Below are 11,357 nucleotides of genomic sequence, written 5' to 3'. Positions count from 1 at the left end.
GGGAGTCTTTTGCGGCTCCACCAGGTAGGCTACCGGCGGGTCCGCTTCTGCCTAACGGCCAGCTGTCCCCTCCCGCTGCCAGCTGAACGAATTGTAGTAACTGCGTTTCGGTCCTATGGTGACTTTTCGCTGACCGGCGCCTACTAGTGAGGGTAGATGGGCCGAAGTTAGACCGGGCCAACCGATACGTGTTAGCGATCTTACGTTTTGAGTGCTGTGCGCCCGGCAGGCGTTGAGCACACCACCAAACCGGCTCATCTGGCGCAACTCTTGACTACTTGAGGGAGAGCGTATCGGGCGTTTCCTGCACCAAGAAATAATCGCTCAGGGTTTTGCCCAACTCATCTTTGTAGGACTGTACTTGAGCCAGAGTTAGACCAGTCAACTTGCCGGTGGCCACATAAATATGCTTGCCTGGCATCTGTACCTTGTCAGATAGCCCACTGTACTCATCATTGGCCCAGTCCGTAAGGGGACTATACCGGACGCGGCCATCGGGTTCCACTTTGATGGCGTGGGGCTTGCCCTCTTTCTTACCCGTAAACAAGCGGGCAAAGCTTTGAGGCTCCCCGTAAACTAGGCCCAGAATGCGGGGAAACCGGTCATACTCATCCCGGGCGAATTGCTGATCAATAACTGGCCACTCGCTTTGCAGTAGGGAAGCATACTGCTCAAAGACGTCTTTGCTGAACCGCTCGGGCGACAGATAGAGCATTGTCGCAGGATGACGCTGGGGATCATCGCCCTGATTGGAGTAGGGAGCCGGGCTTTTGTCGATATAGACGCGGCGGGCATTGCCATAGAGTTCGTCGGCGTAGGGCGGTCCCCAGTCAGTGGTCAGCGCATCGATCCGAACCTGCTTATAAGAGCCCAGCTTGAGGGCATAGTCAATTCGGTTGGTGCTGAAGCCCTTGGTTTCAATCGAGAGCAGCTCATAGGGTTTTCCCTTAAAGCTTCCCTTAAGAACCGTGTGGGCATTGTCACAGGCGATCAGGCCCAGCAGGCTGAGTAGTCCCATAGCGAGAAGGGGTAAGGAGCAGTTCATGGTGTGGTGGCCTATTCAGCCAAGTGGAGTCTGGCCCCAGCTCAACATAAAGTGAGCGGGGCGGCCGGATCGCCCTTTGAAGCAACATAAAGAAAGCAACGGCCGACGAACATATTCAGTATGGTTGGTTAACTGATCAATCCTACGTAAAATAAGTGAACAACACCTTCCGGGTCAATCGCCAGGGCAGTGTGACGCCCTGGCGATTGACCCGGATAACAGATTGATACGACCCAATCACTCCTTAGGCCTTATTTTTCGGACCAGGGGTGATGGATTGACAAGTTGATCCTACACAGCGGTATGACCAAGCCAATATGAAAGTCAATAGACACCTGGCTCCATGCAGGTAAACACAACGCCGACGCTGGGCGTTTATGATCCTGAGTACCCTATCGACCACGACTCCCAGTATTGAGGGAAACTAATGGTCGCTTTACCGTCTCGGTAAAGCCGTTACCTGGCAGCTGACTCAGCATCCCCTACTCGGGCAGGGATGGGGCAAAAACCTACTTTCGTTCGAAGGTAGGTTTTTATATTTTCCCGGTAAAACAGGCGATCCTGTTTAGCCAATGGGAAACTTCACCGTTTCGTAAAGAACGGGCTCAGAACATCACACAGGGGTAATGTAGAGCATCCTAGTTTTGCGCCAAACTGGTTTTCCCCTTCTATTCATGCGCCTTCGACCTCTACTTTACCCGGCCTCACTAACGGGCGTTCTTCTCAGTGGCCTACTGGTGGCGGCCTGCGATGACCACCGGCTGGATGCCCTGACGTATCCCCTTTACGCTGAAGCAGCTAATCCGGCGGTGCTGTCAGTCTCCCCCAACGGCACCACCATCTACAACGGGGGCTTTGGCTCAGCCATCGCCCCGGACAAAAACGATCCCGCCGTCTTTTATCTGCTCACCGACCGGGGACCCAATGCGGCGGGATCAGCGGCCAGCTCGATCATCTTCGGAAAAACCGATTTCACCCCGCAGATCGGCCGCTTCCGGGTGGTAGGCAATCAACTCGTTTTAGAGCAGACGATTTTGCTTAAAAATGCCGCCGGGCAACTACTGACGGGGCTACCCAACCCCGTTGGACAGGGTAACACCGGCGAAATTGCCCTGACCCTAAGCGGGCAGACGATTACCCCCGATGCCAATGGATTGGACTCGGAAGGCCTGGTGCGGGCGGCCGATGGCAGCTTTTGGGTGAGCGACGAATACGGCCCCCATATTGTGCACTTCGACGCCACGGGGAAAACCATCGAGCGCATCAATCCCTTTGGCTCGGGGACGGGCGGACGCACCCTGCCCAGGGTACTGGCGCGCCGTCGGCCTAACCGGGGTATGGAAGGATTGACCATTACTCCCGATGGCAAGACCCTGGTTGGCCTGATGCAGTCGCCCATGTATAATCCCAGCTCAGCGGCCGTATCGGGTTCGACGGTGCTGCGGATTGTCACCTTCGAGATTGCCTCAGGCGCCACCAAACAGTACGTCTACCTGATGGAAAACGCCAGCCTGACCGGCTGCAGTGAGATTGCCGCCATTACCAACACCACCTTTCTGGCCCTGGAGCGGGACGGCAACTATGGGGGAGCGGCTACTAACCCGGCCAGTTTCAAGCGGGTCTATAAGATTGATCTGGCCGGTGCCACTGATATTTCGGACCCCACTAACGCCGATGGTGGTAAGCTCTACAACGGCCTGACCGTTGAGCAGCTCAAGGACCGGGCGGGTCTGCAAGGGGTGGGTATAACGCCGGTGACCAAAACGCTGGCCTTTGATCTGTTGACCCAGATCTCCCCGGTCTATCCCCACGATAAAGCCGAGGGGCTCACCCTGATTGGCAGCAATACCCTGGCCATCTCCAATGACGATGACTTTGGGGTGGTCGATAACGGTCAAAACGGGTTTATGAGCAAGATCCTGCCCGCTACGGGCAAGGTGGATCTGAACCGGATTTACTTTGTCACCTTGCCCGTCCCGCTTCGGTAAGCAGGAAAACGGGTTTTCCCCGGCCAACCACACCCTCACGAGGCGAGCGAAAAATTTTAGCTTAATGAACTTATAATGAGTTAGTTGAACTATTTTTAGGTGAGAAAAGTAGGCAGCTCCACTGCTGACCTGGCTTGTCTGGAAAACACGCCCGCCAACCAGGGCGGTAAACCGGCGGCAAAACGGACTAAAAACGCCTTGGTTAGCCCTCTTTGGCCCCTTCACCCCCAGCGGGGAGGACGGCTCTGCGCGGGCAGCAGCCAGCCAATTGTAGTAACCCCGTTTCTGGCCAGGGGTGACAATGAAAGGTACTGGAAGACCTAGCGCTAGCTGGTTTTACAATTGGACAATCAACGTCGTACGTTTGTAAAACTGAGTTATAATTACTGAATCATACAAATCGATCGCTTGCGTTATATCTTGCCAGCTCAACGCTTTTGAACATAACGTTTGATTATACAACGAAAAGTACCTGATGGACCGAACTTGGCTAGAGCCTTGGGGAGCTGTTTCCGAAAGTCAGAAAGCAGCTATCAAAAATGAGTTACAAGCAGAGCTAACCTTTCGTCATCCCTTGTTTAGCGAGCCACTTGAACCCATTGGCAGAAGCTCTGTAAACGACGATGTGTTGTTTGTAAGAGAAGGGGGTAAATTAGTGGTTGTTCATTTAACTTGGTCAGGACTGGGTGATAGCGAATACCCATCAACTAAGTTTTTCGATACGTGGGCGGAATTTACTAGCAAAAAAATGGACATCGATAACTTAGGCTACTAACATAGTACCACTTATAAAACAGGTTTGGAATAGGCTTATCACCTGATGCGCAACCAACTTATAGCTGGTTGCATCTTCTCATAAAAAAGACCATGAAAATCTATTCAACCCTCACCCTGTCAATTCTCACAGCTGTTACATTGCTAGCAGCTACCGGCTCAGACTCTCTTGCACAAAGTGGGATCAACGGAGGTAAACCCATTGTCACCTATAATACCTATGGGCCTTTACCTCAGATTAAAACACAGTCGCCACCTTCCTTCCCAGGGGGAGAAGATAAACTAAACGCATTTGTCCTTAATCAGATTGAAGAAGCTGAGAACCCCGTTAGAATAAGGCGAAAAACTTGGTTAACCGCTACTCTTGATGGGACTGGTAAAGTCACCAAATTAGTGCCAACTAATGACACTGATCCAACGTTGAAAAAGGAAATGGCACGAGTAGGCGTTTCAATGCCTCGATGGAATCCAGGAACGATTAATGAGCAAGGCGTAGAGACAAAATTCCAATTTCTACTTCGACGCTAAATTAGATTTTAGTAAGACCTAAAGCCAACCCTAAAAAGTTGGTTTCTGGCTATATTCTCATACTGTAAGTGTAGTTAGAAAACAGGGCTTGATAATAGACAAGATTGATGGGTAAAGCCTCGCACACTTGGCTGGCAGAGCGATCTATTTAGTTGAAGAAGGTGGGCTATTTCCTGTTGTATCACTCAAACAAGTATGATTGTACCTGTATGGCTGCTATCGGTTAGCCTTGGCGGAGTCGGCAGTTGGCTACTTATTCAGGGCGTCAGACGAATCCTGAAGGCGGTGGGCGGTCCCGTTTTGCTCAAACTGCCCTTGACCCAGCCAAGCGGCCAGTTTGAGCTGCCCCGGGCAGGCGAGTACGCCATCTGGCAATCGGGGAGAACCCTACAGCGAGTGCCCGCAACGATGCCCTGGCCAGCCATCGTTGCGGCAGCGACAGGTGAAATGGTCAGGGTGCACCAAAGCTTTTCCACGGTGCGGGTGAACAACGGGTGGGAGGGACGTATTCAGCTCTTTAGCTTCCGGGCTAAAGCAGGGCAGTATCGACTGGAGTTGCCCCCCAGTGAATCCACCGCCTTATCCGCCTCACCTTACTTTCTTGAAATTCGAGAACGTAAGCCAAGCTATCTGTTAGTGTGGGGCATTCTATTGCTAATCATTGGGGCAGGGTGCGTGATCACCGGGTTGGCTTTACCGGCCTTCAGCATCAACTAGCGAGGAGTGCATGTTGAAGGTATGGGGAAGCCCTATCCACTTGCTTGGCTAGATTAGACTTAGTAGGTGCTCTACAGTCAGTTGACTAATCTTAGAGCAAGGTGCTCATCAACTGGCTGCTTTGGATCCGCTACAGATTATGGGCAAGGATGGCGTTTCTCGGTTTGCTTTGGATAATCACGCCCGGAGGTAGCCATAAGCTCGGCGATGCCATTACCCAGAGCCTGCAGATAACCACTCATTGTCCAGCGAGGACCGCCCCAACGGAACGGCCCTCTAGCACACTACACGTAACTTGACAACAAACGCATACTATAGGCTTAGCAATGCCTAGTTCAGGACGTCCCCGGCGGCCTCTGTCCGGTGACGGGTGTAGTGACGAATAGCCGCGCTGGGGGGGATAAGTATCCTCACCCCCCCAGCGGGCCAAGGTACGCTCAACGGCGGCTTTGAGGCCTTTGCTGAATTCCAAGCGCAGATCGACCTCTTCCCGCAGGCGCTGGCGAAACATGCTGGTCACGAACGTACTGAAGGCTATGGCCAGAGCGATGCCCTGATAGCCTGACCCAACATGCAACACTACCCAATTGTAGTAACCAATATTCGGCCCATAGGTGATAGAAATTAGCTAGGTGTCAGGCCGCCCCTTAGACCATTAACAACCTAACCCGGTAGGCTGGATAGGCCCTTGAAGAGCCTATCTAGCCCATTTACCAACAGGTCACTACTGAAGCAGTGAGGCAATGGTCCGCCTACTATGTAACCACTCTGTCATATATCACCGGGAATTGCAAGTACAATTGTACTTGGCCGGTAGTGCGTGGCGGGGTCCTGTCTGGGATTTGGCCTGTGATGAGCGAAGAATTTTGGCTTAGTTGGCTTAGGATGAGCGAGTTGATCGTTTTTTGCGTTGGAAAAGTTGGAAGATCCACTGCTGACCTGGGTTATGGGGGAAACAGGCTCGCCGGTGGAGCCGTCAAAACGGCGCTATACCGAGCTAAAAACACCCTTTTTTGGGCCTGTTTCGGCTGGTCACCGCCAGCGGACAGGATTGATCAACGCGGGCGATTACCCGGTAATTGCAGTAACTGCTTTTCGGGTGAGCCGTGACAATAACCAGCCGTGAGCGCTGGCTTGAGCAGAAGAAAAACGTGAAACCCAGACGTAGGCCAGGGCATTTTCAGCCATAAGGAGTTATTTCTAGACTAGGCCCCATGTCCACCCGGTTCTGAAAGGGTAGACTCTGGGGCACGTCTTTAATGAGCAGCTTCCCGAGGAAATCGTACCGCTAGCAGCTAAGCGTCCACGGATCGCCGCAAACTTCACCTCACTACCGACCAGCTTGTTGGTAATGAGATGAAGTTTGTCAAGTGGAGATATGGAGGGAGCAGAAGGGCAAGCCGCGTCGCTAGGGAGCATAGTTAATGTACTGGACAAAGCGGGGTGCAGCGGCCAGGTTCGGGCTGCTGCCGTGGGGCAGGGCATGATGCCAGAGAATGAAGTCACCCGCCGCGCCCGCCAGAGGAATCGCACCCAAGGCACCTAAATCCTGGGTCTGCGGATCTGCCCGGGGCGGAAGCTGGGCCAACCAGTGGGTTAGCTGATGCTGAAAACCAGGCACCAGGGTAAAAGCACCCTGATTGACCTGGGTGTCCGAGAGGTAGAGCAGACCCTGCAGGCCAAAGGAAACAGGCCGGTCCAGTCGGACGTCCCAATGCAGATGGGGCCCCGGGAAGGGCCAGCTATCCGTCTGCGGGGGATTGAAGCCGACCCTATCATGGCTAACCCACAGATCCCGTCGGCCCCATAGCTGTTCATAGGCCGCCCGGATACGGGGCGATTCCCGGTTTTTGGTCAGTAGAGCATGGGTAAACAACTGGACCATGATACCTTGCCGGGCCGTATGAGGTGTATACCAGGTCTGCGGGTCATAGCGATCGATGCCCAGAAAATCGCAGATCAGTCCGATGGTCTCTTCACAGTCTTGCCGGGAGATTGCCTCTTTGATGATTACATACCCATGGGTATCCCAGTGAAGCAGATCAGCCCCAGACAATGTCGGCTCCGTCGCTGGATCGCTGGATTCAGCCAGGGTTGTACCCAGCAACCGGGCATTAAAGGTATCAATCTTGTCCCTGTTGACCAGGCCGCCGGTGACAAGCTGGATCCAGGCCTCGAAGTCAGGAAAGCTCGGACTGACCTGAAACAGGTACTGAATGGTTGGCTCAAGGCCCAGGCCCAGGGCATTTAACAGGGCCGAGTCCAGGTGCGTCTCCTCCTCAAAGGCGTTGCTGGCCAGTTGCCCCTGGCGAATGGCCATTTTCTTGGCCCAGTAGCGTTTCAGATGGAGAATACCCAGTTGGCTTGTAACGGTCGATGCCACCAAATCGAGTGAGGTCTTAGTCATAGCGGGTTTACATGTATACACTGCCTGGGGAAGGCGAAGTAGACCGGAAAAAGCCGCGCCTGGTTAAGGAGGCGCGGCTTTTTACAGGCGAAATAATGAAGGGAAGTTACTCGGCTTTCAGTACCCGGATGGTCTGCTTCTGGGTGGGCGTACTCACCTGCAAAAGCAGTATGCCCGCTCCCTGACCCGCCACCGACAGCTCATGCTGCTCGGTAGGCTGGGGAGTGGCTACCTGTTTACTGGTGATCATCCGGCCCTGGGTATCGACCAGCTGAAGCGTCAGGGGCGCTGATCCGGCTCCCCTGATCTGCACCGACACCGCATCGCCCCGCACGGGGTTACCCAGCAAGATCACCTCCAGCTGCGTGCCAGGCTCCACAGACGCGATACGGGCCGAGCCAGTGGGTTCACTGCCCCATACCCGTTCACCGGCCACATAGACGGGCACCCGGCCGTTAGAGCTCGACTCGGCGGGCTGCTCCTGGTAGGAGTAGTCGTTGGTCTGATCAAAGCGGCCCCCGTCAGGTTTGGAGATCCGGTAACGCACCCGGCCCGTTGAGGCCCCGGGAGCCAGCTGACCGCCCTGGTTGTAGCGAATCTCCAGGTAGTAGTTGGCTCCCCCTACGGCCGGATTCAATGCCACCAGCTGGGTGCTCACGTTGCCCTCATCGACCTCTACCTGCAGGCGCTCGTTGCCGTCCGAGGTAAAGTAATACCGGGCCCTGAGATCACTGTAGTTGACAGCTACGTTGCCCTCATTGCGAATCTCCAGGTACGTATTGATCTGGGTGGCCGAGGGACCGTTCTTGCTCTCGGTCAGGGCGCGCAGGGCCCGGACGGGGGTGAACACCCCACCAGGCTCCTGTCCCGCGATGAGTACCCCGTTATAGTAAGCCGTGATGCGCAGCGTGCCTACCAGCTGGTCGCGCACTGGAGCGTACGAATAATCATCGGCCTCATTGAGGCCCGAGTAGTCGCCCTTGGCAAAATAGGCCTGGATGGGTCCCGAGCTGGCCCCGGGGGCCAGGCTGCCCGCTCCCCCGGTGAAGCTGTACTCCACGTAGCCCGCCGCGCCCGCCTGAGCAGGCACCAGCGGTACGTAGCGCAGCCGCACGTTACTGTTGCCCACCTGGGCGTAGTTGATCGAGAGGTTGCTCAGGGCCGAAGCGCCCTCTACGGTCAGGTAATAGCGCAGCGTCAGACCCGAGAGGGGTAGACTGCCCGCGCCCTGGTTCTGCAGCACGATCAGGGGCTGAATGGCGTTGTTGTCGATGTAGTTGTCCACGTCCCGTTGCAGTACCGTCAAGCGTCCCTGCACAACAACGGTGGCTGAAGCGGCATCACTCACGCAGCTGCCTAGCTGGCAGCGGGCCTGGTAGACAAACCGGCCGGGCTGGCCCGTCGGCACCGTGATGGTTGATCCGGTCCCCGAGCTGCCGTTCGACCCCGTCCAGCTAGCCGTACCCGAGCAGCCGCCCACCAAAAGCGTTACCGGAGGGGCATTGAGATCCACGGTGAGGGAGGCTTGCCCGTTCTGGGTCAGCAGCGTCGGGGTGGCCAGGGTAGCACTGTTTCCGACCGTTGTCTGGGCGGTGGCCGTGCAGCCGCCCGCCGTGGTCACGGTGACCGAATAATCACCCGCCCGGGTAACGGTAGCGGTGTTGTCCGAGGAGCCACCCACCGGCGAGGCGTCGGCGCTAAAGCGATACGTCAACGCCTGCCCCTGCCCGTTGGCGGTGGCCACCAGCGTGACACTGGACTGGGTGCAGGTGATGGGCCCGTTATTGGCCAGGCTCACCGTGGGCTGGGGATTGATGGTGATGCTCGCATTGGCAAAGGCGTAAGTGTAGCCGTTAAACACCCGCAGGCTGAAGGATACGCTGCCCAGACTACGCGCCGTCAGCGTCTGACTAAAGGCGTTGGGAGTGGTGCCGACAATGGTGTTACCGCCCCCCACTAGCGTGAAGGAGTAGGTATCAGTCAGCTGGCCGAGCGTAGCCGTCAGGGTCACCGGGGTACTAGCGCAGACCGTAGCGGGTGTGGCCGCAAAGCCAGTGATGGTGACCGGTGGCAGGTAGAAGAAGCTCAGCGGCGAGGCCGCCTGGTTGCCGTTGCTGGCTGCATCCTGGGCTACGTTTGCTGGTACGCCGATGGTGGTCTGCCCTTTAGCGGTGGGCAGCAGATCAAACGTGTACGTGCTGCCGCTACCGGTAAAGTTTCTCACCTCCCCATTGGTAATGCCCAGATCACCGGCCACAAAGCCGGTCACGTTCTCCGAGAAGGTAACCGTCACGGCCACGGGGTAAGCACCGGATAGGAAACCACCGCTGACGGCGGGGGAGGTAGTGATTACCACGCTGGGGCGGGTCTGGTCGATGGTATAGGCCTCGCCCGTGGTAAAGCCCCCGCTTAGGGGGTTACCTACCGGATCAGTAATGCCCGAGCCGCTGCTCTTGACGTCGAGCTGGATGGTGCCGTTGCCGCTTACTCCATTTACCGCTACATCGTAGGTGGTGAAGCTGCCACTCACGGCCACTACGCTGGCGATAGCGCCTGTCACCCCGCTGGCCGTCACTAGAAAGCTGCTGACGGTGACTCCGCTGACGGGTTCGCTGAAGACCACCCGGAAGCTCAGGGCGGTGGCATTGGTCGTGGCGGTGACAGGGCTTTGACGGCTACTCGACAGCACGGTAGGAGCCACACCGTCCACCAGAATACCCGTCGTGGCAGGTGCGCCACTCAGGGTGAGCGTGGCATTGTTACCCACCGCGTCCCGAATGCTGCCGCCATTGAGGGCCAGCGCCGAGGCCAGTGCGATGCCATCTGTGTCCAAATCGCCGCTTTGAATGGTGTAGCGGAACAAAAGGGCCGTGGTGCCGCTGCCCGATACGTAGCTGGCCTGGCGGTTGGTAGCACCGATAGTCAGGCCTAGTTGGGGGCTACCCGTGACGATGGCCGCTTCCGAGAAGGTAACCGTGAAGTTCAGCGGCTGGGCAGCACGGTAGGTGCCATTGGCCGGTACGCTCACGCTGGTAACGGTAGGCGCAGTCTTGTCGAGGGTGTAGGTCTCTCCCAGGAAGGGCAGGTTACTGACACTGGGTAACAGGTTTTGGGTGTTGGCCAGGATCAGTTGCAGCGTACCGCTGCCGCTGCCGGTATTCACGCTGACGGTGTAGGTCTTACCCGCCCCTGTAAGGTTACTGACGGTGGCCCCGGTGATGGTACCGCGCGTTTCCAGGGAAAAGTTACTGGCCGTTAAGCCAGTCACCTCGTCGGCAAAGGTAACCGTGTAGATTACACTAGTGGCATTGGTGGGACTGCTGCCCGTGCGGGTGATGCTGGCAACGGTGGTGGCATACAGCACCCGGAGCGGCCCGCTTCCCTGGCAGGTTCCTATGGTCCCATCGCCTTCAACGGCCTGCCAGCCCGTAGCCGGAGGCAGAGTCGAGGTGGAGGCGTTTGACTGGTAGGGTTGCCCGTCAAAGTTCAGCACCCAGCTGGAAGCCGAGGCGAGGTAGTACAAGGTGAGCGAAACGTCGGGATACCGGGTTTCGTTGATGGTGACGGCTCCACTTCCCAAGTAAGCGGGTCTGCCCGTCGACTCGAAATTGTCGGCCACTTTGGTCAGCGTATAGGTGCTGTTCAGGCACGCTCCCGTAACGGAAACGGAGGCGGGCGCGGTCTGGGCGCTTACCTGGCTGGTCCAGCTTACCAGAAGGGCAATCAACAGCCCTATTGCCCAGCAGGCTTTCTGCCCGGCGGGTACCGGCGAGGCAGAACGCTCGCGGGAATGCGTAGAAAAGAGAGTCATAACACAAGCAGAGTAAAACTTGAAACGATACGCGTCAATTGGTTAGCTGTGGGTACCTGGTGACCGGTCAGCGTATCCCGGTCACCA

The 11,357-nt window shown here is 56.4% G+C and carries 8 protein-coding genes; 5 read left to right on the top strand and 3 right to left on the bottom strand.

The window, feature by feature from the left end; all coding sequences use genetic code 11:
• Window positions 1-274 precede the first annotated feature (274 nt).
• On the bottom strand, window positions 275-1,018 hold the full coding sequence (locus J2I46_RS20935) for a hypothetical protein (RefSeq protein WP_207330999.1): 744 nt from the start codon (window positions 1,016-1,018) through the stop codon (window positions 275-277).
• Window positions 1,019-1,719: 701 nt separating this feature from the next.
• On the opposite strand from J2I46_RS20935, the gene J2I46_RS20930 reads away from it, so the two are divergent.
• From J2I46_RS20930 to J2I46_RS20910, 5 genes are all read left to right on the top strand, one after another.
• Window positions 1,720-3,033, top strand: coding sequence for an esterase-like activity of phytase family protein (locus J2I46_RS20930; RefSeq protein ID WP_207330998.1), 1,314 nt, complete (start codon window positions 1,720-1,722; stop codon window positions 3,031-3,033).
• A gap of 475 nt (window positions 3,034-3,508) precedes the next feature.
• Entirely contained in the window at window positions 3,509-3,808 is a 300-nt protein-coding gene (locus J2I46_RS20925) for a hypothetical protein (RefSeq protein WP_207330997.1), read from the top strand.
• Between the two features lie 92 nt (window positions 3,809-3,900).
• Window positions 3,901-4,335, top strand: a complete 435-nt coding sequence (locus J2I46_RS20920; protein ID WP_207330996.1) for a hypothetical protein — start codon at window positions 3,901-3,903, stop codon at window positions 4,333-4,335.
• A gap of 195 nt (window positions 4,336-4,530) precedes the next feature.
• Complete coding sequence (locus J2I46_RS20915; RefSeq protein WP_207330995.1) at window positions 4,531-5,052, top strand: hypothetical protein; 522 nt, start codon at window positions 4,531-4,533, stop codon at window positions 5,050-5,052.
• Window positions 5,053-5,962: 910 nt separating this feature from the next.
• Window positions 5,963-6,178 carry a hypothetical protein gene (locus J2I46_RS20910; protein ID WP_207330994.1) on the top strand — a complete coding sequence of 72 codons (216 nt, stop codon included), beginning with the start codon at window positions 5,963-5,965 and terminating at the stop codon, window positions 6,176-6,178.
• A 282-nt stretch (window positions 6,179-6,460) separates the two neighbouring features.
• On the opposite strand, the gene J2I46_RS20905 is transcribed toward J2I46_RS20910, so the two are convergent.
• The gene (locus tag J2I46_RS20905) at window positions 6,461-7,459 is read right to left on the bottom strand and encodes a phytanoyl-CoA dioxygenase family protein (RefSeq protein ID WP_207330993.1); all 999 of its coding nucleotides are present in this window, start codon (window positions 7,457-7,459) and stop codon (window positions 6,461-6,463) included.
• Window positions 7,460-7,565: 106 nt separating this feature from the next.
• On the bottom strand, window positions 7,566-11,270 hold the full coding sequence (locus J2I46_RS20900; RefSeq protein WP_207330992.1) for a cellulose binding domain-containing protein: 3,705 nt from the start codon (window positions 11,268-11,270) through the stop codon (window positions 7,566-7,568).
• Window positions 11,271-11,357: the final 87 nt, after the last annotated feature.

The sequence above is a fragment of the Fibrella forsythiae genome (assembly GCF_017353175.1).
GTDB classification, from domain to species: domain Bacteria; phylum Bacteroidota; class Bacteroidia; order Cytophagales; family Spirosomataceae; genus Fibrella; species Fibrella forsythiae.
The sequence above is the reverse complement of the archived record's forward strand: the minus strand, read 5'-3'. Positions and strand labels throughout refer to the sequence as shown.

Bases quoted from the DNA above. Each gene is read 5' to 3' on its own strand.
- J2I46_RS20930 (WP_207330998.1), top strand. From the start codon at position 1,720: ATGCGCCTTCGACCTCTACTTTACCCGGCCTCACTAACGGGCGTTCTT.
- J2I46_RS20925 (WP_207330997.1), top strand. From the start codon at position 3,509: ATGGACCGAACTTGGCTAGAGCCTTGGGGAGCTGTTTCCGAAAGTCAG.
- J2I46_RS20915 (WP_207330995.1), top strand. From the start codon at position 4,531: ATGATTGTACCTGTATGGCTGCTATCGGTTAGCCTTGGCGGAGTCGGC.
- J2I46_RS20900 (WP_207330992.1), bottom strand. From the start codon at position 11,270: ATGACTCTCTTTTCTACGCATTCCCGCGAGCGTTCTGCCTCGCCGGTA.
- J2I46_RS20905 (WP_207330993.1), bottom strand. From the start codon at position 7,459: ATGACTAAGACCTCACTCGATTTGGTGGCATCGACCGTTACAAGCCAA.
- J2I46_RS20920 (WP_207330996.1), top strand. From the start codon at position 3,901: ATGAAAATCTATTCAACCCTCACCCTGTCAATTCTCACAGCTGTTACA.
- J2I46_RS20935 (WP_207330999.1), bottom strand. From the start codon at position 1,018: ATGGGACTACTCAGCCTGCTGGGCCTGATCGCCTGTGACAATGCCCAC.